Source organism: Klebsiella sp. PL-2018 (assembly GCF_019048985.1).
In the GTDB taxonomy this organism is placed as follows: domain Bacteria; phylum Pseudomonadota; class Gammaproteobacteria; order Enterobacterales; family Enterobacteriaceae; genus Klebsiella; species Klebsiella michiganensis.
Genome location: NZ_CP077673.1, coordinates 5463622 through 5487851 on the forward strand (window position 1 = coordinate 5463622; position 24230 = coordinate 5487851).

Consider the following 24230-nt stretch of genomic DNA (forward strand, 5'->3'; position numbering starts at 1 on the left):
TTATGAAAACCATCACAGCTTACGACAATCCGGCCCTCAATTCCGCGATTACCAAATCATGGAAGCGCCTGGTGCCACTGATGTTTATTTTGTACTTCATCGCCTTTATCGACAGGGTGAACGTGGGATTCGCCAAAGAGGCGATGCAGGTGGATATTGGGCTCTCCAATTCCGCCTTCGCCCTCGGCGCGGGGATCTTTTTCGCCGCCTATGCGCTGTTTGGTATTCCCGCTAACCTGATTCTGAATAAAATCGGCGCGCAAAAATGGTTAAGTATCACCACCGCGCTGTGGGGCATTCTCTCTGCCCTCACCGGACTGGTGCAGACGGAAACCCAGTTTATTGTTCTGCGCTTTTTACTGGGGTTAGGCGAAGCCGGTTTTTATCCCGGTATTCTGCTGCTGGCCTCAATCTACTTTCCCAATAAAGTTCGCGCCTCCGTCGTCGGTATCTTCGTGCTCGGCGTGCCGCTGGCATTAACCTTAGGCTCGCCCATCTCCGGGGCGCTTCTGGAAATGCACGGCTTCCTCGGCAAACCCGGCTGGTTCTGGATGTTCTTTATCGAAGGCATTCCGGCGGTCATCATGGGGATCTTCGCCTGGTTCTGGCTTGATGATACGCCGGCCAAAGCGCGATTCCTGAACGACGAAGAGAAAAAGGCGCTGATTGCCCAGCTTCAGCTGGAGCAGCGGCAGACGGAAACCAGCAGCGTCGGCACCGCCCTGAAAAGCCTGAAAGTCTGGCACCTGGCGCTGATCTACGGCACCATCCAGATCAGCGTTTACGGGCTGATGTTCTTCCTGCCTTCGCAAGTCGCCTCGCTAATGGGCTCCACCCTCGGCTTTAAGGAGTCGCTGGTCGCCGCCATTCCGTGGGCCTGCTCCGCCGTCGGCGTCTATTACATTCCTCGTCTGGCGGACAAAATGCCGGCCCGTCGGGTACTGATTTCAGTCATCTGCATGCTGGCGGCGGCGCTGGGGCTGTTTGTTTCTGCCTGGTCCGGCCCGGTACTCGCCATTGCCGCGCTCTCGCTGTCGGCCATCGGCTTCCTCTCCGTGCAACCTATCTTCTGGACTTTCCCGGCGCAGATTGTGTCAGGCTCGGCGCTGGCCGCCAGTATCGGCTTTTGCACCACCATGGGCGCATTTTGCAGCTTCCTCGCGCCGCTGATTCGCGTTGAGGTCGATGCCTTCTTCGGCAACGATTCGGCGGGTCTGGTCGCCCTGTCGCTCATCACCGTCTGCTGCGCGCTGCTGATTGCCGCCCTTGCCGGCAGAAAAGCGACAAACGGCGTCGCGGTCCCCCATCACTAAGTCCTGATGCGCTTATAACAAAGGATAATGAACATGCAGACCATCTTAAAAATTGACCCTACCGATAACCTGATCGTTGCGCTGCAGGACTTACGCAAAGAGCAGCGGGTTCACTGGAACGATGAAGCCTACGTTCTGCGTAGCGATGTCAAAGCCAAACATAAATTCGCCACCGAGGATATTGCGCCCGGCGATATCGTGTCGCTGTACGGCGTTCCGGTCGGCAAAGCGACGCGCCCCATCACCCGCGGCGAAGCCATTACCACTGAGAATATCAAACACTACGCGGCCCCGGTTTCGCTTGACGACGTCGCGCCCTATGACTGGCAGCAGCCGGATATTTCCGCCTGGCAGCAGCGGACTTTCAAGGGCATAGTTCGCGAAGATGGCCGGGTCGCCACCGCGAACTACTGGCTGGTCATTCCGCTGGTATTCTGTGAAAACCGCAACGTTCAGCGCGTCACCGATGCGCTGAACGACGCCCTCGGCTACGCCAATAACGGCCTGAAAAATTTTGCTCGCCAGGTGACGTCGGCAGGAGCATTAAACGATACCCGGCATCTGCCCTTCCCGCATCTTGACGGCATCCGCTGTATTACCGTCAATTCCGGCTGCGGCGGCGCCACCTCGGACAGCATGACGATGTGCGACGTGCTGGCCGCCTATTCCGATCATCCCAACGTTCTTGGCGTGACGGTCTTTGCCCTCGGCTGTGAAAAAGCGCGGATTGTTGATTTCAACGCCGCGCTGGCGAAGCGCAACCCGAATTTCAACAAACCGATTATTTACTTCAGACAGCAGGACTGGAGTAGCGAAGAAAAAATGATGCAGGATGCGTTGACTGAAACCTATAACGCGATCCGCGAAGCCCCCGTCGCCGAGCGGCAGGACGTCCCGCTCTCCCACCTCAAAATCGGCGTGAAGTGCGGCGCTTCTGACGGGTTCTCGGGGATCAGCGCTAACCCGGCGATGGGCGAAGTGTCGGATCGTCTTGTCGCCCTCGGCGGCGCGTCGGGGCTGGCGGAATTCCCCGAGCTGTGCGGCGCTGAAGGGGATATCGTGCAACGCTGCGCGACCCGCGAGCTGAAAGAGAAGTTTTTGTCGCTGATGAAAAACTATGAGCATGTCGCGAACTTCTTCGGTACCACCATCGCCGATAATCCCAGCCCGGGAAACATTGCCGATGGGCTGATCACTGACGCCATCAAATCCGCCGGCGCGGCGAAAAAAGGCGGCAGAGCGCCGGTAAGCGCGGTATGCGACTACGCCGAACCGATGGGAGAAAGCGGCCTTTCGCTGGTCTGCACGCCGGGCAACGATGTGGACGCGGTAACGGGCCTGGTCGCGGCGGGGTGCAACGTGGTGATCTTCTCAACCGGGTTAGGTACGCCGACGGGGAACCCTATCGTTCCGGTGCTTAAGGTTTCAACCAACTCCGCGCTGGCGAAAAAGATGCCGGATATTATCGATTATGACTGCGGGCCGATTATCGAAGGCACGCCGCTGGCGGACATCGCCGACGGCCTGTTTGAGAAAATCATCGCCACCGCCAGTGGGACCTGGCGCACCAAAGCGGATGCGCTCGAACAGTATGATTTTATGCTGTGGAAACGCTCTCTGGAGCTGTAGTAGCCAAGTAAAACGCCCGGCAGATGCCGGGCGTTTTGTCTTCACTACCCGCCCAGATAGGCGCTGCGTACCGCTTCATTCGCCAGCAGCGCGTCGCCGGTATCCTCAAGCACCACGTGGCCGTTTTCCAGCACGTAGCCGCGGTCGGCCAGCTTCAGCGCCTGGTTGGCGTTCTGCTCGACGAGGAAGATGGTCATTCCCTGCTCGCGCAGCTGTTCGATGGTATCGAAGATTTGCTGAATGATAATCGGCGCCAGACCGAGCGAAGGCTCATCCAGCAGCAGCAGGCGCGGCTGGCTCATCAGCGCGCGCCCGATAGCCAGCATCTGTTGCTCGCCGCCGGACATGGTGCCCGCCCGCTGAACCCGGCGCTCATGCAGGCGCGGAAACAGCTCATACACCCATTTGATGCGGGTCTGGAACTGGTCGCGGGCGGCAAAAAAACCGCCCATCGCCAGGTTCTCTTCCACCGTCATCCGCGAGAAAACGCGGCGCCCTTCCGGCACGATCGCCACCGCTTCGCGCATGATTTTCGCCGTCTGCCAGTCGGTAATATCTTTACCGTCGAAAACCACGCGGCCGCTGGAGGCGCGCGGGTCGCCGCACAGGGTACCCAGCAGAGTAGTTTTTCCCGCGCCGTTGGCGCCAATCAGGGTGACAATCTCTCCCTGATTGATATGCAGACTGACGTTGTGCAGCGCCTGGATTTTGCCGTAATGCGCGCTGACGTTGTCAAAAGATAACATCACTTTTTCCATCTTATGCGTCACCACCATTATGCTTCACCTAAATAGGCGCGGATCACGTCCGGGTTGTTGCGGATCTCTTCCGGCGTACCGTTGGCCAGCGGCGTGCCCTGGTTTACCACGTAAATACGGTCGGAAATGCCCATCACCAGCTTCATATCGTGCTCAATCAGCAGGATGGTGGTGTTGTGATGGCTGCGCAGCTCGACGATTAGCTCGTCCAGCTCTTTGGTCTCTTTCGGGTTTAGCCCCGCCGCGGGCTCATCCAGCATCAGGATTTCCGGCTGGGTCACCATACAGCGGGCAATCTCCAGACGGCGCTGGTCGCCGTAGGCCAGGTTACTGGCCTGCCGGTTGGCGTGCTCAAGCAGGCCAATACGTTCAAGCCAGGTCGCGGCGCGGTCCAGCGCTTCGCTCTGGGCGCGGCGGAAGGACGGCGTCTTCAGCAGGCCGGAGAAAACCCCGGTTTTCAGCTGCTGATGCTGCGCCACCAGCAGGTTTTCAATCACCGTCATTTCGCGGAACAGACGCACGTGCTGGAACGTTCGCACTACGCCCATACGGGCAATCTGCTGGCCCGGCAGCCCTTCCAGATGCTGGTCGCGCAGCATAATGGTACCGCCGGTTGGCTTATAGAAACCGGTCAGACAGTTAAAAACGGTGGTTTTGCCCGCGCCGTTAGGGCCGATAAGCGAAACGATTTCCCGCTCGCGCAGCTCCAGCGACACGTTGTTGACCGCCAGCAGGCCGCCAAAACGCATCATCAGACCGTTTACGGATAATAATGGCTGACTCATGCCTGCTCTCCTTCTTTGGCCTGCCCATTTTTCAGCTTCAGCTGCGGACGGGTCATCGGCAGAAGCCCCTGCGGACGCCAGATCATCATCAGTACCATCAGCGCACCCAGCATCAGCATGCTGTATTCATTGAAATCACGCATCAGCTCGCGCGAGACCACCAGCAGAACCGCCGCCAGGATCACCGCGAACTGGGAGCCCATACCGCCGAGAACCACAATCGCCAGCACAAAGGCCGACTCGGCGAAGGTAAAGGATTCCGGGCTGACGAAGCCCTGACGGGCGGCGAACAGAGTGCCGGCAAAACCGGCAAACGCGGCGCTAATGGTAAAGGCGGTCAGCTTGATGCGCGTCGGGCTGAGGCCCAGCGAGCGGCAGGCAATCTCATCTTCACGCAGCGCTTCCCACGCGCGGCCCAGCGGCATACGCAGCAGGCGGTTAATCACGAACAGACTTAACACCACCAGCAGCAGAGCGACCAGGTAGAGGAAAATCACGCGATCGGAGGGATCGTACTTCACGCCGAAGAAGTTGCTGAACGTATCCCAGCCGCCTTCGCGGGCGCTGCGGCTAAATTCAAGGCCGAACAGCGTCGGTTTCGGGATCTGGCTGATGCCGTTCGGGCCACCGGTTATTTCGGTGTTGTTAAGCAGCAGGATGCGCACGATTTCGCCAAAGCCAAGCGTGACAATCGCCAGATAGTCGCCGCGCAGGCGCAGGACCGGGAAGCCAAGCAGGAAGCCCGCCGCCGCCGACACCAGCCCCGCCAGCGGCAGGCAGGTCCAGAAGCCCAGACCGTAATAGTGGTTCAGCAGCGCGAAGGTATAGGCGCCGATGGCATAAAAGCCGCCGTATCCCAGCACCAGCAGGCCGGAAAGCCCCACCACCACGTTAAGGCCCAGGCCGAGGATGATATAGATCATCGTCAGGGTAGCGATATCCACCGTCCCGCGCGACACCATAAACGGCCACGCCACGGCGATAACCAGCAGGGCGATCAGGAACAGCTTCTGTTTTACCGTCGAACCGTCGATAGCCGGCAGAATAAACTTCGGCCCGGAGACGTTCTTCATGGTTTTCTGGAAAATGGGACGCAGCAGCTGGAAGAAGAAGACCACCGCGGTACCGATATAGATCCACTGCCAGCGGATATCGGCGGCGGTATCCACCACCAGCTTCGTGCCGTCAAGCTCCAGCTGCACGCCCATAAAGACGCCCGCCAGGATAAAGAACATCACCGCGGACAGCAGCGCCATCGCAAAATGCATCGGTTTCATACTTTTTCTACCTCCGGACGGCCCAGGATACCGGTAGGCATCACCAGCAGAACCAGGATCAGCAGCGCGAAGGAGACCACGTCTTTATATTCCGTACTGAGATAGGCAGAAGAGAGCGCTTCGGCGATACCGAGGATCAGCCCGCCGATCATCGCCCCGGGAATGCTGCCGATGCCGCCCAACACCGCGGCGGTGAAGGCCTTCATCCCGGCCATAAAGCCGATGTACGGGTTGATTACGCCGTAGAACTGACCGAGCAGAACGCCGGCAACCGCCGCCATTGCCGCGCCGATCACAAACGTCAGCGCAATCACCCGGTCGGTGTTGATGCCGAGCAGGCTGGCCATTTTCAGGTCTTCAGCGCAGGCGCGGCAGGCGCGCCCCATGCGGGAATAGCGGATAAACAGCGTCAGCGCCAGCATGGCGATAAACGTCACCACCCAGATAACCAGCTGCATGGTGGTGATAGTAGCGGTGAAGTTATCGCTGCTGCCTACCGTCCACTGGCCGTTGAACAGGCTCGGCAGCGCGACATCGCGCGAACCTTCCGTCAGGCTGACGTAGTTTTGCAGGAAGATGGACATCCCGATGGCGGAGATCAGCGCAATCAGGCGTTTTGAGCTGCGCACCGGCCGGTAGGCCACGCGTTCGATACTCCAGCCGTAGGCGCTGGCAATCACGATAGCGCCGACGAATCCGGCGGCAACCAGCAGCCAGCTGGTATCAATGCCCATCATCATCAGGGCGGCAATGATCATGAAGGAGACGTAGCTGCCAATCATATAGACCTCGCCGTGGGCGAAGTTGATCATACCGATAATGCCGTACACCATGGTATAGCCGATGGCAATCAGCGCGTAGGTGCTTCCCAGCGTGACGCCGTTAAACATCTGCTGCAGAAAATAGAGAAACTGCTCGGACATAAGGTAACCTTTTTCTACCCGCCCGCTTTGCACGGGCGGTGGGATAACTTGTCTTATGGCTTATTTCGCGAGGGTGGATGACCCGTCCGCGTGCCACTGGAAGACACCAAATTCAAATCCCTTCAAATCGCCTTTTTCGTCCCAATTCAGCGGCCCAATCACGGTTTTCGCGCCGTGAGCTTTTAGATCTTTGATTAAATCCAGCGGCTCCTGGCTTCCGGCCCGGTCCATCGCCTGCGCCAGCGACTGCACGGCGGCGTAGGTGATCCAGACATACGGACCGCTCGGGTCTTTCTTCTCGGCTTTGAGCGCGTCAACGATAGCGCTGTTGGCCGGGTCCTGGTCATAGCGTTTTGGCATCGTCACCAGCATGCCTTCCGCCGCATCGCCCGCGATGTTGGACAGCGACGCGTTACCCACGCCTTCCGGGCCCATAAACACGGTTTTCAGGCCCACGGAGCGCGCCTGGCGCAGCATCTGGCCCATTTCCGGGTAGTAGCCGCCGTAGTAAACGAAGTCGATATTCTCTTTTTTCAGGCGCGCCAGCAGCGCGGAGAAGTCTTTTTCACCGGCGGTAATGCCGTCGAAGAAGACGATATTCGCGCCGCCTTTTTTCAGGCTCTCCTGGACAGAACGCGCAAGGCCTTCGCCGTACTGCTGCTTATCATGAATGATAGCAATACGCTGCGGCTTGACGGTTTCCATGATGTATTTTGCGGCGGTTGGCCCCTGCGAAGAGTCCAGACCGGCGGTACGCATGATGTACTGATAGCCGCGCTGGGTCAGCTCCGGGTTGGTCGCGCCCGGGGAGATCATCAGAATGCCTTCATCTTCATAGATATCGGATGCCGGCTGGGTGGAAGAAGAGCAGAGGTGGCCGATAACGTACTGAATGCCGTCATTGACGATTTTGTTCGCCACCGCAACGGCCTGTTTCGGGTCGCAGGCGTCATCGTACTCCACGGCAACCAGCTTATCGCCCTTGATGCCGCCCTGGGCATTAATATCTTTGATCGCCTGGCGCGCGCCGTTGAATTCCATATCGCCCCACTGGGCTACCGGGCCAGACATCGCGCCAACAACGGCGACCTTAATATCTTTGGCAAAAGCCGCCTGGGACATCGCCAGTGCGACTAACCCCGCGATAACCGTTTTCGCGTTCCTTTTCATGCTGCAGAACCCCGTTCGTGATGTGGTGTAAATATTTTGTATTTTTATGGTTAAAAAGCATTCTGTACTTTTATTAAACAACGCTACTTTTACCATTATCTTTAATGGTTTAGCGAGGTTTTTTGCCTGAATACAGAGTAAAATCTCTATTTTTCAGGCGATTAAGCAAAGATAATATTCTGTATTTGCTGGAAGATAAACAAAAAAAGTCCAGTAAACAGCATAAAATAACGATACATAAGGCGGAATAAAACGCTACATTTTAGGTTAAAATTCTGCTTATTTTTCGATCCATGATGAATTGCTCTACCCTGCTCCTTCCAGGAAAACGAATCCCCTGATGAACAGGCAAAAAACGGCGCTCCGCCTGGCGGGGAATTTGGATACACTAACGCCTCTGTTTTGACTGGACCCTCGCGTATGAAACTGACCATTATTCGTTTACAGCACTTCAGCGATCAGGATCGCATCGACTTAGGTAAAATCTGGCCGTCGCAGGATCTTGCGGCACTGGCTCTGGATGAAAGCCATCGTATTTATGCCGCCCGCTTCAATGAACGCCTGCTGGCCGCGGTTCGCGTGACGCTAAACGGCGTTGAGGGCGAACTCAGCGCGCTGTGCGTGCGTGAAGTGACCCGCCGTCGCGGCGTCGGACAGTATTTAGTGGAAGAGGTGCTAAGGGATAATCCAGAGATCGGCAGCTGGCGCATCGCGGATGCCGACGTGGAAGACCGCGGCGTGATGGCGGCGTTTATGCAGGCGCTGGGCTTTAACGCGCAAACCGGCGGTTGGGTAAAAAAGCAATAAATTGGCGAAAGAAGGCTGAACATTCCCGGATTGCGGCTGAACGCCTTATTAGGGCTACAAAAAACCAAACCGCACCAGCCTGTAGCCCGGGTAAGCGCAGCGCGACCCGGGAAGAAACCGTACCAATGCATCAACCCCGGCGCATTCCCCGGGTTGCGGCGTAACGCCTTACCCGGGCTACAAAAAACCAGACCGCACCAGCCTGTAGCCCGGGTAAGCGCAGCGCGACCCGGGAAGAAACCGCACCAATGCATCAACCCCGGCGCATTCCCCGGGTTGCGGCGTAACGCCTTACCCGGGCTACAAAAAACCAGACCGCACCAGCCTGTAGCCCGGGTAAGCGCAGCGCGACCCGGGAAGAAACCGTACCAATGCATCAACCCCGGCGCATTCCCCGGGTTGCGGCGTAACGCCTTACCCGGGCTACAAAAAACCAGACCGCACCAGCCTGTAGCCCGGGTAAGCGCAGCGCGACCCGGGAAGAAACCGCACCAATGCATCAACCCCGGCGCATTCCCCGGGTTGCGGCGTAACGCCTTACCCGGGCTACCGACTAAAAAAGGCAACGTACGTTGCCTTTTTGCTTTTACCTTTCTCCTCGCCTATGCGAAGAGGCAAGGATCAACTGATTTAACCAAGAATTTCGCGTTGCAGATAGGCGTCAAGACCCGAAATCCCCGGGAGCTTACATCAGTAAGTGACCGGGGTTGAGGGGCGCAGACAACGCATCTGCGGCGTGAAAGGCCCCTTTCATTTAACCAAGAATTTCGCGTTGCAGAAAGGCGTCAAGACCCGAAATCCCCGGGAGCTTATATCAGTAAGTGACTGGGGTTGAGGGGCGCAGACAACGCATCTGCGGCGTGAAAGGCCCCTTACATTTAACCAAGAATTTCGCGTTGCAGAAAGGCGTCAAGACCCGAAATCCCCGGGAGCTTACATCAGTAAGTGACCGGGGTTGAGGGACGCAGACAACGCATCTGCGGCGTGAAAGGCGCAGGTTAAATTATTTGGCGTCGGTCGCCGTACCATTAGCATGCCAGGTAAACACGCCGAACTCGAAGCCCTTCAGATCGCCCTTCTCGTTCCAGGTGAGCGGCCCCATTACGGTGTCGACCGTTGCGCCCTTCAGGTATTTAGCGATTTCAGCCGGATCTTCAGACTGATTCAGGCCTGCTTGCAGCGACTGCAGCGCGGCATAGGTGGTCCACACGAACGCGCCGCTTGGATCCTGTTTCTTCGCTTTGATCGCATCCACAATCGGTTTGTTCGCCGGAACCTGGTCGTAGTTCTTCGGCTTGGTGACCAGCATACCTTCCGCAGAAGCGCCCGCGATGTTAGACAGCGACACGTTCGCTACCCCTTCCGGCCCCATAAACTGCGTTTTCAGGCCAGCGGCGCGAGACTGACGCAGGATCTGCCCCATCTCCGGGTGGTAGCCGCCGTAGTAGACGAAGTCGATATTCTCTTTCTTCAGACGCGCCACCAGGGTAGAGAAGTCTTTCTCACCGGCGGTGATACCGTCAAAGAACACCACGTTAGCGCCGCCCTTCTTCAGGTTATCCTGTACCGCGCGGGCCAGGCCCTCGCCATACTGCTGTTTGTCGTGGACAATCGCGATGCGCTGCGGCTTCACTTTTTCCAGGATGTATTTGGCAGCGGTTGGCCCCTGATCGGAGTCCAGACCGGTGGTGCGCAGAATCAGATGATAGCCGCGAGCCGTCAGCTCCGGCGCGGTGGCCGCCGGGGTGATCATCAGCACGCCTTCATCTTCATAGATATCAGACGCCGGCTGGGTGGAAGAAGAGCACAGGTGGCCGATAACGTATTTGATACCGTCGTTAATCACTTTGTTAGCGACGGCAACCGCTTGTTTCGGGTCACAGGCGTCGTCGTATTTTACCATCTGCAGCTTATTGCCTTTGATACCACCTTTGGCGTTGATATCGGCAATGGCCTGCTCTGCGCCAGTAAACTCCTGGTCACCGTACTGCGCTACCGGACCGGACATCGCGCCAACGACGGCGACTTTGATATCTTCGGCCATTGCCGCACCGCTCATGATTAAGGCAATACATCCTGCCAGTAACGCTTTACCCTTCATATTCATCCTGAGGCTCCCCATTATTATGGTTTTTGCATTTGTTGTGATGTTGTTTATTAGCGCATTATTCTAATTAGACACATAAGAAAAGCATATGATAGTTAGATTAGGGTCTGCCGCCTGCGCTTTTGCAGCACACTATGCTAAACATACCGTCATTCAGGAGAATTGGAAACGATAAAATTGCGGAGTATGTAACAGATAAGTGACAAATAAAAACCCGCGCCGGAATAAACCGAACGCGGGGGCATGAGCAACGCGACTACCAGCCCGCAGGCAGGTAGCCAAAGGCCGAAGCGATGGCGTAGGCGGCGCTGCAAAGATAGAGCAATACGATGAAGATCTGGATTAAGGGATGCGTGATTAGCGCCGGGCAGGTCCAGCCGGGGATGATGTCACCCTGCCGACGCGAGCCTTTGAGGATCAGGATCGGCATGATAGATAAAATCACCCCGCTAAATACCCCGGCAAAATAGAGCGCGTTCACGAAGGACACCATCCCGCTATAGGCCAGAATAAAAGGCGGCACGGCGACCACTAACAGCACCTTAAAGCGTTTGAACGGCTGCTCGTCGTTGCCCAGGCGAAACTGATCGAAAATATTGGTCAGGAAGCTTCCGCCCAGCCCCCAATAGGAGGTCAGCATCGCGCAGAGCGCAAAAAGATTTGCCGAGAAGAAAGCCCACTCGCCGAGCGCCCTGCCCCAGGAAATGGTTGCCACATCAGAAATATTATCCAGCCCGCTTAATGCAATCACCGAAAGCGGGACCAGCGCCAGCAGGCAAAAGGTTAATAACATCCCCACCATAATGGCCTTCGGCAGCTTCTCCGGTTTATCGGCGAAGCCGCGCGCCATCTCCGGCACGATATATTGCGCGGAGAAACAAAACGCGACAACGTTAAATACCGGCACCATATACAGCCAGTTACCTTCAAGTAAATAACTCACGCTCGCGGTTTCTTTCAGCAACGTCGCGGCAACCAAAATGGTTATCATAACGACCATGCCGATACTGATAAATTTCTCACCCCGGCCAATCGCCTTCAGGCCAAGATAAAGCACCCCGGCCGCCGGAATAAAAAACAGCGCGCTGCCCAGGGCCGGCGAGATGCCGAATAACGAATGCAATAATTTTCCGCTGCCGGTCATATAGGCCGTCAGCGCGCCGACGCTGTTGACGCAAACGGAGAGGAACATCATCAATGCCCCGAAGCGGCCAACGTAGCGCTGCGACAGGCCGCTAAGCTGCAGATGCTTACGCGTGCGCAGCGTCGATTCCGCCACGTAGAGCATGGTGATGGTCGTCAGGCTACCGACCACAATCAGCCAAAACAGCAGCGGCAGAAAACCCGCTTTGCTGGAGGCATAGGTGATGGATAGCACCCCAGCGCCGATATTGGTGCCGACGATCATCGACACGCCTTCAATGAAACTGAGGGATTTTGCAGGTACAGCGGTACGCTCCCGGCTCGTCAGAGCCGGAGAAAAGGTGGAGTTGTCAGACATAATATTTTCCGTTTTATTCCGGCAGCGTGCGCCGCCGGAAAAAAGGTGATATCAGGGTGATAAACACTCACGCTGAGCATGACTGGTCAGAAAGCGGCGTCCTGTTTCTCTTCGGCTTCCCTGCCGCCGCAGCCTGACCGGGCGAAAAGTTAGCGCTTCAGCACGCGGGCCAGAATATCCAGCGCCTTCGTAAACTGCGCATCCGGAATCGTTAACGGATAGAGGAAGCGAATGACGTTGCCATAGACGCCGCAGCTCAGCAGCAGCAGGCCGTTCTCCTGGGCTTGTTGCTGGATTTGACGGGTGATCTCCGCCGACGGCTCGCCGGTTTGCGGATCGTTAAACTCCACCGCCACCATCGACCCCTGGCCGCGTACGTCAGCAATGGCCGGGCAGCTTTGACGCGCCTGATTCAGCACCTCTTTCAGATGGCTGCCTAAGCGCTCAGCGCGCTGGCACAGCTGTTCTTCTTCAATCACGTCCAGCACCGCGTGCGCCGCCGCGACCGCCAGCGGGTTACCGGCATAGGTGCCGCCCAGACCGCCCGGCGCAGGCGCATCCATCACCTCGGCGCGACCTACCACGCCGGAGAGCGGGAAACCGCCGGCCAGGCTTTTGGCCATCGTCATCAGGTCAGGCTTCACATCATAGTGCTGCATCGCAAATAGCTTGCCGGTGCGTGCAAAGCCGGTTTGTACTTCATCGGCAATCAGCAGAATGCCGTGGGTATCGCACAGCGCGCGCAGCGCCTGCATAAACTCAGGCGGGGCAACGTTAAAGCCGCCTTCCCCCTGAATCGGCTCCAGCACAATCGCCGCCACCTGATCGGCCGCGATATCGGCTTTGAAAATGCGCTCCAGGCTCTTCATCGCGTCGGCGGTGGTAATGCCATGGGCGGCGTTAGGGTAGACGGCGTGATAAACCGAGCCCGGGAACGGGCCGAAACCAATCTTGTAAGGCGCCACTTTGCCGGTCAGCGCCATGGTCATAAACGTACGGCCGTGGAAGCCGCCGCCGAAGGTAATCAACCCCGGACGGCCGGTATAAGCGCGCGCGATTTTCACCGCGTTTTCAACGGCTTCCGCCCCGGTGGTAAAGAAAGCCGTTTTTGCCGGACCGTCAATCGGCGCCAGTTCGTTAATCCGCTCGGCCAGCGTGACATAGCTTTCGTACGGGACAATCTGGTAAGCCGTGTGGGTAAAGGCCTGCAGCTGCTGTTCAACGGCGGCAACGATTTTGGGGTGGCGATGGCCGGTATTCAGCACCGCGATGCCGGCGGCGAAATCGATCACCTCATTCCCTTCAATATCCCACAGCGTAGCGTTCTCCGCTTTCTCAACAAAGTAGCTGCACATCACCCCTACGCCGCGCGGAGTCGCCTGCTGGCGACGCTGATTCAGTTCTGAACTTTTCACCGAGAATCTCCTGTCATGTGTGTCACGTTATCGCAACAAATCCGAAACTATGTCGTTTATTTACACAGGATTTGGCCCTATAATCGAGTACCAATTCAGATTATCTGAGGGATCCAATTGCGTTCGCTTATCGCAGACCTGGTGCTGGTCAGATTGCAGAAAGAAACCGATCCGCTCCTGCACAAGCGCCTTTACAAGGCGATTCGCCACGCCATTCTGGATGGTTCTCTCCCGCCCCATAGCCGCCTGCCCCCTTCACGGGATCTGGCGGGAGAGCTGAAAATGTCTCGCAACACAATTTTAACAGTTTACGAACAATTGCTGGCTGAGGGGTATGTCGTGTCCCGTCGCGGCAGCGGAACATTCGTCGCGAAAACGCTGCCCGATATGTTTCTTCCAACCAGCAGCGCCAGTGAAAGCAGCCCTGCGCCAGCAGCCAGCGCGCCCATCTCCCGACGCGGCCAGCATCTGCTGGGGCACATCAGCGCCAGCCCGCGTCAGTGGGGGGCATTTATCCCCGGCGTACCGGACGTCAATGCGTTTCCCCACCCGCTGTTCAGTAAAATCCAGGCGCGTATCAGCCGCCGTCCAAAACCCGAACAGCTCAGCTATAGCTGTAACGGCGGAACGGCCGAGCTGCAGCACGCGTTGGTGGACTATCTGAGAGTAGCGCGCGGCGTTCTGTGCCAGGCAGATCAAATTCTTATTACTGAAGGGATCCACCAGGCTATCGACCTGATCACCCGCATGCTGTGCGACCGCGGCGATCTCGCCTGGGTGGAGGAGCCGTCCTACTGGGGCATTCGCCATGTGCTGGCGATGAATGAAGTGCGGGCCGAGCCCGTGGTGGTTGATGCCAGCGGCCTGTGTCCGCCCGAAAGCATAGCCGAAGCGCCGCGGCTGATCTTCGTTACGCCATCCCATCAGTACCCCCTCGGCGCGGTAATGAGCCTTGAGCGCCGACAGCGCCTGCTCACCTTGGCCCATCAGCACGGCAGTTGGATTGTGGAAGATGATTACGACAGCGAGTTTCGCTTTTCCGGCCAGCCGATCCCGGCGCTACAGGGCTTAGTCCCCGAAGCGCCGGTGGTCTACGTCGGTACGTTCAGTAAAACGCTCTACCCGGGGCTGCGGCTGGGCTACGTCGTGCTGCCTCGACCATTGGCGGCTGAACTCAAAAACGCCCACGCCGAGCTCTACCGCGGCGGCCATTCGCTTATCCAGCTGGCGCTGGCGGAATTTATCAACGCCGGTCATTACTCGGCACACATTCGCCGCATGCGCCTGCTCTACAGCCGCCGTCGCGTCTTTTTGACCGAGCTGATTCAGCGGCACTGCGGGCCGCACGCGCTGTCGGACTTCAGCGATAATGCCGGACTGCATCTGATCCTGAATTTGCCGGATGAGGCGGATGACGTGGCGATTGCCCGCGATGCCAACGCGCGCCATATTTTAGTGCGTCCGCTGTCGCGCTATTACCTGACGGCGCAGCGGAAGAAAGGGCTGTTGATGGGTTTTGCTTCGCAGCCGGAAACGCAGATGGAACCGGCGTTCAACGTCCTGCTTGAGTGTTTGAAAATGCACTGCCCGCAGGCGCTGGCGGAGGCAGAAAAACAAAACGCCCCATCGTAATGTGGGGCGTTATCGGGGGACTGGCGCTCAGATTAGGCTTCGATAGCGGCGCGCAGTTTTTTCATGGCGTTCTTTTCAAGCTGACGTACACGTTCAGCCGACACGCCGTAGCGGTCTGCCAGCTCCTGCAGCGTGGACTTGTTGTCTTCGTCCAGCCAGCGGGCGCGGATGATGTCCTGGCTACGTTCGTCAAGACCCTGCATCGCGTCGGTCAGCTTGTTTGCCGCCTGCTCTTCCCAGTTATCGTCTTCAATGCCGTCGGCAAAGTTAGACGTTTTATCCTGCAGATAGAGCACCGGCGCCATCGGCTGGCTATCGGACTCATCATCCGACGACATGTCGAAGGTCATGTCCTGCGCCGCCATACGTGACTCCATCTCACGCACGTCTTTGCTCGACACGCCCAGCTCGCGGGCCACCATTTCGACTTCATCCTGGTTAAACCAGCCCAGACGCTGCTTGGTTTTGCGCAGGTTAAAGAACAGCTTACGCTGTGCTTTCGTGGTCGCGACCTTCACGATACGCCAGTTACGCAGCACGTATTCATGAATTTCCGCTTTGATCCAGTGCACGGCGAAGGAAACCAGACGCACGCCCACTTCCGGGTTAAAACGGCGCACGGCTTTCATCAGGCCAATGTTGCCTTCCTGAATCAGATCCGCCTGCGGCAGGCCATAGCCCGAGTAGTTACGAGCAATATGAACAACAAAGCGCAGGTGAGACAGGATCAGCTTTTTCGCTGCTTCCAGATCGCCCTGGTAATGCAGCTTTTCAGCAAGCTCCCGCTCTTCATCAGCCGATAACATCGGCCAAGTGTTAGCAGCCCGGATGTACGATTCCAGGTTACCAACGGGGGCTAAGGCTAAAGTTTGCATATCTTTGGTCATTCAAATCCTCTCAATCGATATCTTCTGGCATCTTTCTGTCCTCACAACGGAGCAACAAACATGCCAGCATTGATGAGCAACGAGAATATCACTCACATTAGTATCAGACAGTGATTTTATCCACAAGTTCCATGCAATGATGTGAATAGATTACGCACAAAATGTGACATGGTTATGAAGTTTAGGGAAGCGTCGACAGGGACTCTTTCCCTGCAGAGAGATATTCAGTGCAGGGAAAGATTATACCAGATTTTTACTACTCGGGAGTAAAGTGACGTAAATGTTGAACGGTTGCCAGCCAGGCGGCGACCCAGCCAATCATCGAGCAAACAATCAGCATCAGCAGGCACTCGTCAAAGCCTAAGCCGCTGAGTTCAAACTGCGTGCCGAAGACTTTCGCCACTTCGGTGACCGCCGACGACAGGCGCATGACCATAATTTCCGACAGGATCAGCGACAGAAACGCGCCGGAGAACCCCAGCAGCGCCCCACCGTAAAGGAACGGACGCAGAATAAAGCCGTCGGTCGCGCCAATCAGTTTCTGCACGTTAATGGTATCGCGGCGGGCGAAGATGCTCAGACGCACGCTGTTGCCGATCACCAGGAAGACCGCCGCCACCATCAGTACGCCGATCATCGCCGAAACGCGTCCGACCAGCCCGGTCAGCGACGAGAGCCGCGCAAACCAGCTGTCATCCATACGCACTTCATCAACGCCCTGAACGTGGCTCACGCGGTCGCGCAGCGTGTTCAGCGCTTCAACGCTCTGGAAATCAATCTTCGGCACCACGATCGCCACCGCCGGCAGCGGGTTCTCTTCCAGCATATCCAGCGCGCCGCCGAAGCCTGACCAGTTGCGGAATTCGCCAAGGGCTTCATCGCGCGACAGATAGTTAACCTTCTCGACGCCCTGCTCCGCCTGCAGCTGGCCGACTACCCGCGCAGCGGCGTCGTCATCCAGCGTTTTTTCCAGATAAACAGTGATTTGCGGCGTGGGATAGTACTGCGACGCCGCGGTGCTGACGTTTTTGTAGACCATGTAGCACACGCTTGGCAGGGTCAACGAAATGGCGATCACCATCACCGTCAGAAACGTCGCCAGCGGCGTGCTTTTCAGATCCTGTACCGCGCCGTGCCAGGCGTAGCGCACCTGTTCATTGAATACGTTGCTCTTGCGGGAAGCCGGATTCGGCGCCGCTTTTGGCCGCTTCGACGCATTGCGCCCGCCGCTACCGCCCGCTCCGCCCGCATTGCGGAAACGGTCAAATCGATTGCCGAATCGGCGAATGTGGTTCATTGCCTCGCGCTTATTCACCGATGTGGCCTCCATGCATATGCCCCTCGCTGAGGGACAGGACGCGGTACGGACGACTGGAGATAAGCCCCAGGTCATGCGTCGCCATCAGCACCGTCACCCCAACGCGGTTAAACTCTTCAAACAGACGTAAGATCCCTTCCGACAGCGCCTCGTCGAGGTTACCGGTCGGTTCATCCGCCAGCAGGACCGCAGGTTTGTTCACCACCGCGCGGGCGATGCCCACGCGCTGTTGTTCCCCGCCTGAAAGCTGAATCGGCAGGTTTTTCGCTTTGTCCAGCAGCCCGACTTTATCCAGCGCCGCCGAGACGCGACGACGGATATCATCCCCGCTGGCGCCGGCGATAATCAGCGGGATCGCTACATTATCGTAAACGGTTCGGTCCATCAGCAGATGGTGGTCCTGGAAAATCATGCCAATCTGACGGCGCAAAAACGGCACCTCGCGGCTCTTCAGGCGGCTAATATCATGGCCGCCGAAAAGGATTTTGCCGGCGCTGGGCCGTTCGATACCGCAGATAAGCTTCAGCAGGGTACTTTTCCCCGCGCCGGAATGGCCGGTCAGAAACGCCATCTCGCCCGCCTGCAGGTGGAAAGTCACCCCCTGCAGCGCTTGTCTCCCACCGAGATAGGCTTTGCTGACTTGTTCAAAGCGAATCATTTTTAATCCTCTCGGGCAAAAAGTGCCTCAATAAAGTCGCCCGCATTAAACGGACGCAGATCTTCAATACGTTCGCCAACACCGATGTAGCGAATCGGAATACCGAACTGATCGGCAACCGAGAAGATAACCCCGCCCTTGGCGGTCCCATCCAGCTTAGTCAAGGTAATACCGGTCAGTCCAACCGCTTCATGGAACAGTTTGGCCTGGCTAATCGCGTTCTGCCCGGTGCTGGCGTCAATGGTCAGCATAACTTCATGCGGCGCATCGACATCGAGTTTTTTCATGACGCGGACAATCTTCTTCAGCTCTTCCATCAGGTGCGATTTATTCTGCAGACGACCCGCGGTATCGGCAATCAGGACGTCAATATTGCGCGCCTTCGCCGCCTGGATGGCGTCGAAAATGACCGATGCCGAATCCGCGCCGGTGTGCTGGGCAATCACCGGAATATTGTTGCGCTGCCCCCAAACCTGGAGCTGCTCAACCGCCGCCGCGCGGAAGGTATCCCCCGCCGCCAGCATCACCGACTTGCCCTGCTGCTCGAACTGACGCGCCAGCTTGCCGATGGTGGTGGTTTTACCGACGCCGTTGACGCCGACCATCAGAATCACAAACGGCGTTTTGCCTTCTACGTTCAGCGGCTCATCCACTTTCGCCAGAATATCGCCCATCTCTTCTTTCAGCAGGCCGTACAGCGCCTCGGCGTCGCGCAGCTGCTTGCGGCTGGCGTCGTTGGTAAGACGCGTGATGATCTTACGCGTGGTTTCCACACCGACATCGGCAATCAGCAGCTGCTCTTCCAGCTCTTCAAACAGATCATCGTCGATTTTCTTACCGCGGAACAGACTGATAAATCCGGAACCGAGGTTCTGTTTGGTTTTTACCAGGCTGCGTTTGAGGCGGGCGAAGAAACCTTCTTTGGTCGGTTTTTCCTGCTCTAACGGCGTCACGACGGTTTCGTCCGGCACCACTTCAACGGCGTTTTCTGCCGCATCGGCCGCCGCCAGAGCCTGTGCTTCCAGCTCTTCATCGGTGATATCGGCCTCAGCCTCTTCTACCGTTTCGTCTGGTTCCGGCTGGTCAACGGCGGTTTCTTCAATAACTGCCGTTTCCGGTTCGGTAATGACCTCTTCCGGCGTCTGTTCAGCGACGGCTTCAGCCACTACCGGCTCGGCGATGACCTCTTCCACCAGCGGCTCAGCGACCGTCTCTTCAACCGCGGGCTGCTCCGCTATCTCCTCAACCGCCGGGGATTCGACAACCGCCTGCGGCTGTTCGCTCTCCACAACCTGCTCGGTCACCTCAACCACCTCAGCGGCAAAGGCTTCAGCATCCTGTTTCTCTGTCGCAGTGGCGTCGACCGTTTCCCGCGCAACCGCAGGCGCTTCGCTTTCCTGAGCCGGTTCTTCAACCTCTTGCTGGGCTTCTACTTTTTGTTCTGTTTCGCTTTCCTGCGCCTGTTCTTTTTGACCAAAGCCCAGCCAGGAAAAGAAGCCACGTTTTTTGTCTTTCGCCATTTGCGACTACACTCCTCGCTGTTAATTCATGGCACAGCTTCGGCCAGTAGGTAGCGGAAGCTGAAAAATGATGAAATTAGTCGGATAGTCTACCACTTAACTTAACTCGCATCACCGCCCCCGGATTAAGGTTTCGTCAACCGCCGCCGATCGTTAGAATAGCAGCCCGGAAGTTGAGACTTGAGCAAAGAGATGAAGAAACCAAACCACGCGGGCAGCGGCCAGATCCGTATTATCGGCGGGCAATGGCGGGGCCGTAAACTCCCGGTGCCGGAGAGCCCGGGTCTGCGCCCGACCACCGACCGGGTGCGCGAAACGCTATTTAACTGGCTGGCGCCGTCGATCGTTGACGCGAACTGCCTCGACTGCTTCGCCGGCAGCGGCGCGCTGGGCCTTGAAGCCCTCTCCCGCTATGCGGCCAGCGCCACGCTGCTGGAAATGGAACGCGGCGTCGCGCAGCAGCTGCAAAAAAATCTGGCGACCCTCAAAGCCAGCAACGCTAAGGTGGTCAATACCAATACTTTAGCGTTTCTTGCTCAGGCGGGCACGCCGCATCACATCGTGTTTGTCGATCCCCCGTTTCGTAAAGGACTGCTTGAAGAGACGCTAAAGCTGCTGGAAAACAACGGCTGGCTTAGCGATGAAGCGCTTGTCTACATTGAGAGTGAAGTCGAAAACGGTTTACCGCCGGTGCCGATGAACTGGCACGTCTATCGTGAAAAAGTGGCCGGACAGGTCGCCTACCGTCTCTATCAACGTGAGGCCCAAGGAGAAAACCATGCTGATTAATTTTGGCCGCTTGCTGATGCTGTGCGTGTGGGCGTTTTTATTGCTGAACCTGTTTCAACCGTTCCCAAAACCGCTGAACATCTTCGTTAACGTGGCGCTGATCTTTATGATTCTGATGCACGGCCTGCAGCTGACGCTGCTCAAGGCGACGCAGACGAAAGAGATGCCGCCGCTGGGGCGCTTCGAGCAGATTCGTATTTTCATCTTCGGCGTGTTCGAACTGGTCGCCTGGCAGAAAAAGCTCAAGGCGACCCTGAAGAAGAAGTAATGCCAGGAAAAGGTTCAGGGGTCTGGCGTAAAGCCCATAAACCGCGAACCTTTATAGCTCAGGACGCCCTTATCGCCGACGCTTAGCGCATGATACTGCGGCGCCTGCAGACGAAAAACCACTTCCAGCCCGCCGCTTTCCGGCCTGAAGCTTGCTTCATAACGCATTTCGCTACCGGCAGGCGCCACCGTCTGCTGGCGCGAACGGCGATCGTTAATCACCTTCTCCCGCTTATTGCTCACCACCACCCGTTTTTGCAACAGCGGCGCGGCATCGTTATCCATTTTTTCCCGACGCTGCTGCACATAGCGATACGACGCGGCAATCGCAATGATGGCAACGGCAACCATAAAAAACAGCGGAACTTTACTCATTCACCTTGCCCCCAGGAATTATCAGGAATATGCATACTGTGGCTTGATTATCATTGTCATCTTCCTCTGCAAACCACTACACTGAGATTCAGTACTGTAAGTACAATCACTTACGTAATGATAACAGATACAGGGACTTACTATGCTTTGGTCATTTATTGCTGTCTGTTTCTCCGCATGGCTTTACGTCGATGCGTCTTATCGTGGGCCTGCCTGGCGTCGCTGGGTGTTTAAACCCGTCACGCTGATCCTGCTTCTGTTACTGGCCTGGCAAGCGCCGATGTTTAACGCCATCAGCTATCTGGTGCTGGCCGGGCTTTGCGCCTCGCTGGTCGGCGATGCGCTGACCCTGCTGCCGCGGCAGCGGGTAATGTACGCCGTGGGGGCGTTCTTTCTCTCGCATCTGCTCTACACCATCTGGTTTGCCAGCCAGCTGACGCTATCTTTCTTCTGGCCGCTGCCGCTGGTGCTGCTGATCCTCGGCGCGCTGCTGCTGGCGATTATCTGGACGCGTCTGGAAGAGATGCGGATGCCGGTGTTTACCTTTATCGCGATGACGCTGGTGATGGTCTGGCTGGCCGGGGAGCTGTGGTTCGCCCGCCCGACGGATACCGCCCTGTCCGGCTTCGCTGGCGCGGCATCCCTGCTGCTCGGCAACGCGGTCTGGCTCATCAGCCATTATCGCCGCCGCTTCCGCGCTGACAACGCGATCTCCTCGGCATTTTACTTCGCCGGGCACTTCCTGATCGTCCGCGCGCTCTATTTGTAATTAAGCGCTTGACTCTGGAGTCGACTCCAGAGTGTATCCTGCGGGTAATGAGAAAATTATCATTACCCGGAGGGTCCTATGTCGGCTCCAGAATCGCAGGATAAAAAAGTCCCACACTTCTCATCGTTAAAATTTACCCCTGCCGCGCAGCCTGCGGAAAGCTGCTGCGCGGACCACGCCTGCAGCAGCGAAACCGCCGCTGAAAACGATGCGCTGAGTCACGCGCGCTTTAGCTGGCTGGTAGAAGGCATGGACTGCGCGGCCTGCGCCCGCAAGGTCGAAACCGCCGTTCGCCAGGTGCCGGGGGTCAGCCAGGTGCAGGTACTGTTCGCCACCGAAAAGCTGCTGGTCAACGCCGAAGGCAATGTCCGTCCGCAGATCGAAAGCGCCGTGCGCGCCGCGGGCTATCAGCTGCGTGATGAAAACGCGCCACGGGCAGAGGAGCCCACCTCGTGGCTGCGCGAGAATCTGCCGCTCCTCACCCTCGTCGCCATGATGGCGCTCAGCTGGGGGCTGGAGCAGTTCAGCCCGCCTCTGGGCGAAATTGCCTTCATCGCAACTACGCTGGTCGGCCTGTGGCCGGTCGCCCGGCAAGCAATACGCCTGATCAAAAGCGGAAGCTGGTTCGCCATTGAAACCCTGATGAGCGTCGCAGCCATCGGCGCGCTGTTTATCGGCGCCACCGCCGAAGCGGCGATGGTCCTGCTGCTGTTCTTAATCGGCGAACGTCTTGAGGGCTGGGCCGCCAGCCGCGCGCGGCAAGGCGTCAGCGCCTTGATGGCGCTGAAACCCGACACGGCAATCCGCGTGCGCGACGGCGTGCGTGAAACCGTAGCCCAGCGCGACCTGCGCCCCGGCGACGTGATTGAAGTCGCCGCCGGAGGCCGCCTGCCCGCCGATGGCCAGCTGCTCTCGCCCTTCGCCAGCTTCGATGAGAGCGCGCTAACCGGTGAATCCGTACCGGTGGAGCGTAACGCCGGGGAACGCGTGGCGGCCGGCGCGACCAGCGTCGATCGTCTGGTACAGCTGACGGTGATCTCCGAACCGGGCGACAGCGCTATCGATCGCATCCTTAAGCTGATTGAAGAAGCGGAAGAGCGCCGCGCGCCGATTGAGCGCTTTATCGATCGCTTTAGCCGCATCTATACCCCGGCGATTATGGTGGTCGCGCTGCTGGTGGCCATTGTTCCGCCGCTACTGTTTGCGGGCGCATGGCTGCCGTGGATCTATAAAGGTTTAACGCTGCTGCTGATTGGCTGTCCGTGCGCGCTGGTGATCTCAACTCCGGCGGCGATTACCTCCGGGCTGGCGGTGGCGGCGCGTCGCGGCGCGCTGATTAAAGGCGGCGCGGCCCTGGAGCAACTGGGCCGCGTGCGCCAGGTGGCGTTTGATAAAACCGGCACCCTGACCATCGGCCAGCCGCGCGTCACCGCGGTGATGACGACCGCAGACATCGGCGAAAACGATCTGCTGGCGCTGGCGGCCGCCGTTGAGCAAGGCTCCAGCCACCCGTTAGCCCAGGCCGTCGTACGTGAGGCGGAGCAGCGCCAGCTGGTCATTCCGCCGGCAAGCGGCCAGCGCGCGCTGGCCGGATCCGGCATTGAGGCGCAGGTTGAAGGACGTCAGGTGCTGATTTGCGCCGCGGGTAAAAACCGCGATCCACAGTACGATGAACCTATTCAGCAGCTGGAGAGCGCGGGGCAAACCGTGGTGCTGGTGATGCGCGATGAGGCGCTGCTGGGGATTGTGGCGCTGCGCGATACGCTACGCGATGATGCTCGCCAGGCGGTGGATGAACTCCATCAGTTAGGCGTTCAGGGAATCATACTGACCGGCGACAATCCGCGCGCGGCGGCGGCTATCGCCAGCGAACTGGGGCTGGCGTTCCGCGCCGGGCTGCTGCCTGCGGATAAAGTGCAGGCGGTGATGGCGCTCAACACCGAGTCTCCGCTGGCCATGGTCGGCGACGGGATCAACGATGCGCCGGCAATGAAAGCGGCGACCATTGGCATCGCGATGGGCAGCGGCACCGACGTCGCTCTGGAGACCGCCGATGCGGCATTGACGCATAACCGTCTCACCGGACTGGCGCAGATGATTTCGCTGGCGCGCGCCACTCACGCCAATATCCGGCAGAATATCGCTATCGCGCTGGGTCTGAAGGGGATTTTCCTCGTCACCACCCTGCTCGGCCTCACCGGCCTGTGGCTGGCGGTGCTGGCGGATACCGGGGCGACGGTGCTGGTCACCGCTAACGCGCTGCGGCTGTTACGTAAGAAGTAGGGACAATACCCGGGGGCGGCGCTTGACGCGCCTTGCCCGGGCTACAG

21 protein-coding genes are annotated in these 24230 nt (G+C 57.9%); 8 read left to right on the forward strand and 13 right to left on the reverse strand.

Annotated features, from left to right (window positions below; genetic code table 11):
- Window positions 1-2: 2 nt before the first annotated feature.
- Together MKleb_RS25850 and MKleb_RS25855 are read left to right on the forward strand one after the other, a co-directional pair.
- On the forward strand, window positions 3-1313 hold the full coding sequence (locus MKleb_RS25850) for an MFS transporter (protein WP_025107861.1): 1311 nt from the start codon (window positions 3-5) through the stop codon (window positions 1311-1313).
- Window positions 1314-1346: 33 nt separating this feature from the next.
- On the forward strand, window positions 1347-2942 hold the full coding sequence (locus MKleb_RS25855; protein WP_025107862.1) for a UxaA family hydrolase: 1596 nt from the start codon (window positions 1347-1349) through the stop codon (window positions 2940-2942).
- A 44-nt stretch (window positions 2943-2986) separates the two neighbouring features.
- Here MKleb_RS25855 and livF read toward each other — a convergent pair whose 3' ends face one another.
- From livF to livK, 5 genes are read right to left on the reverse strand one after another with little or no spacing between them, the layout of a single operon-like run.
- Window positions 2987-3700 carry a high-affinity branched-chain amino acid ABC transporter ATP-binding protein LivF gene (gene livF / locus MKleb_RS25860; protein WP_108703658.1) on the reverse strand — a complete coding sequence of 238 codons (714 nt, stop codon included), beginning with the start codon at window positions 3698-3700 and terminating at the stop codon, window positions 2987-2989.
- A 17-nt stretch (window positions 3701-3717) separates the two neighbouring features.
- Entirely contained in the window at window positions 3718-4485 is a 768-nt protein-coding gene (gene livG, locus MKleb_RS25865) for a high-affinity branched-chain amino acid ABC transporter ATP-binding protein LivG (protein ID WP_004855045.1), read from the reverse strand.
- On the reverse strand, window positions 4482-5762 hold the full coding sequence (livM, locus tag MKleb_RS25870; protein WP_025107864.1) for a branched chain amino acid ABC transporter permease LivM: 1281 nt from the start codon (window positions 5760-5762) through the stop codon (window positions 4482-4484). The genes livG and livM overlap by 4 nt, the downstream gene beginning before the upstream one ends.
- A complete protein-coding gene (gene livH, locus MKleb_RS25875) occupies window positions 5759-6685 on the reverse strand; it encodes a high-affinity branched-chain amino acid ABC transporter permease LivH (protein WP_014227088.1) in 927 nt (308 codons plus the stop codon). Before livH ends, livM begins: the two co-directional genes overlap by 4 nt.
- A gap of 60 nt (window positions 6686-6745) precedes the next feature.
- Window positions 6746-7855, reverse strand: a complete 1110-nt coding sequence (livK, locus tag MKleb_RS25880) for a high-affinity branched-chain amino acid ABC transporter substrate-binding protein LivK (protein ID WP_014227089.1) — start codon at window positions 7853-7855, stop codon at window positions 6746-6748.
- 420 nt (window positions 7856-8275) lie between these two features.
- Between livK and panM the strand changes: the two genes are divergently transcribed.
- A complete protein-coding gene (panM, locus tag MKleb_RS25885; protein WP_025107865.1) occupies window positions 8276-8662 on the forward strand; it encodes an aspartate 1-decarboxylase autocleavage activator PanM in 387 nt (128 codons plus the stop codon).
- Between the two features lie 1003 nt (window positions 8663-9665).
- Here the strand turns inward: panM and livJ are convergent.
- The 3 genes from livJ to MKleb_RS25900 form a co-directional block, all read right to left on the reverse strand.
- Window positions 9666-10769, reverse strand: a complete 1104-nt coding sequence (livJ, locus tag MKleb_RS25890; RefSeq protein ID WP_025106851.1) for a branched chain amino acid ABC transporter substrate-binding protein LivJ — start codon at window positions 10767-10769, stop codon at window positions 9666-9668.
- Window positions 10770-11025: 256 nt separating this feature from the next.
- Complete coding sequence (locus MKleb_RS25895; RefSeq protein WP_025106850.1) at window positions 11026-12270, reverse strand: aromatic amino acid transport family protein; 1245 nt, start codon at window positions 12268-12270, stop codon at window positions 11026-11028.
- A gap of 149 nt (window positions 12271-12419) precedes the next feature.
- Window positions 12420-13685 (reverse strand): 4-aminobutyrate--2-oxoglutarate transaminase, encoded by a 1266-nt coding sequence (locus MKleb_RS25900; RefSeq protein WP_004116085.1) that lies wholly within the window; start codon window positions 13683-13685, stop codon window positions 12420-12422.
- 117 nt (window positions 13686-13802) lie between these two features.
- Between MKleb_RS25900 and MKleb_RS25905 the strand changes: the two genes are divergently transcribed.
- Entirely contained in the window at window positions 13803-15317 is a 1515-nt protein-coding gene (locus tag MKleb_RS25905) for a MocR-like pyridoxine biosynthesis transcription factor PdxR (protein WP_025106849.1), read from the forward strand.
- Between the two features lie 32 nt (window positions 15318-15349).
- On the opposite strand, the gene rpoH is transcribed toward MKleb_RS25905, so the two are convergent.
- The 4 genes from rpoH to ftsY all read right to left on the reverse strand — a co-directional run bounded on the left by rpoH (window position 15350) and on the right by ftsY (window position 19700).
- Entirely contained in the window at window positions 15350-16204 is an 855-nt protein-coding gene (gene rpoH / locus MKleb_RS25910; RefSeq protein WP_004106554.1) for an RNA polymerase sigma factor RpoH, read from the reverse strand.
- 256 nt (window positions 16205-16460) lie between these two features.
- Entirely contained in the window at window positions 16461-17519 is a 1059-nt protein-coding gene (gene ftsX / locus MKleb_RS25915; protein WP_025106848.1) for a permease-like cell division protein FtsX, read from the reverse strand.
- Window positions 17512-18180 carry a cell division ATP-binding protein FtsE gene (ftsE, locus tag MKleb_RS25920; protein WP_004106557.1) on the reverse strand — a complete coding sequence of 223 codons (669 nt, stop codon included), beginning with the start codon at window positions 18178-18180 and terminating at the stop codon, window positions 17512-17514. Before ftsE ends, ftsX begins: the two co-directional genes overlap by 8 nt.
- A 2-nt stretch (window positions 18181-18182) precedes the next feature.
- Window positions 18183-19700: a signal recognition particle-docking protein FtsY gene (gene ftsY, locus MKleb_RS25925; protein ID WP_217076359.1), complete on the reverse strand. Its 1518-nt coding sequence runs from the start codon at window positions 19698-19700 to the stop codon at window positions 18183-18185.
- Between the two features lie 192 nt (window positions 19701-19892).
- On the opposite strand from ftsY, the gene rsmD reads away from it, so the two are divergent.
- The gene (rsmD, locus tag MKleb_RS25930; RefSeq protein ID WP_014227097.1) at window positions 19893-20489 is read left to right on the forward strand and encodes a 16S rRNA (guanine(966)-N(2))-methyltransferase; all 597 of its coding nucleotides are present in this window, start codon (window positions 19893-19895) and stop codon (window positions 20487-20489) included.
- Window positions 20479-20757 carry a DUF1145 family protein gene (locus MKleb_RS25935; protein WP_004106574.1) on the forward strand — a complete coding sequence of 93 codons (279 nt, stop codon included), beginning with the start codon at window positions 20479-20481 and terminating at the stop codon, window positions 20755-20757. The genes rsmD and MKleb_RS25935 overlap by 11 nt, the downstream gene beginning before the upstream one ends.
- A 14-nt stretch (window positions 20758-20771) precedes the next feature.
- On the opposite strand, the gene MKleb_RS25940 is transcribed toward MKleb_RS25935, so the two are convergent.
- A complete protein-coding gene (locus tag MKleb_RS25940; protein ID WP_025106846.1) occupies window positions 20772-21131 on the reverse strand; it encodes a DUF2500 domain-containing protein in 360 nt (119 codons plus the stop codon).
- Window positions 21132-21273: 142 nt separating this feature from the next.
- Here MKleb_RS25940 and MKleb_RS25945 point away from each other — a divergent pair, with 142 nt between their 5' ends.
- Window positions 21274-21900 carry a lysoplasmalogenase gene (locus MKleb_RS25945; RefSeq protein WP_004855080.1) on the forward strand — a complete coding sequence of 209 codons (627 nt, stop codon included), beginning with the start codon at window positions 21274-21276 and terminating at the stop codon, window positions 21898-21900.
- Between the two features lie 78 nt (window positions 21901-21978).
- Window positions 21979-24183 (forward strand): Zn(II)/Cd(II)/Pb(II) translocating P-type ATPase ZntA, encoded by a 2205-nt coding sequence (zntA, locus tag MKleb_RS25950; RefSeq protein ID WP_025106845.1) that lies wholly within the window; start codon window positions 21979-21981, stop codon window positions 24181-24183.
- Window positions 24184-24230: the final 47 nt, after the last annotated feature.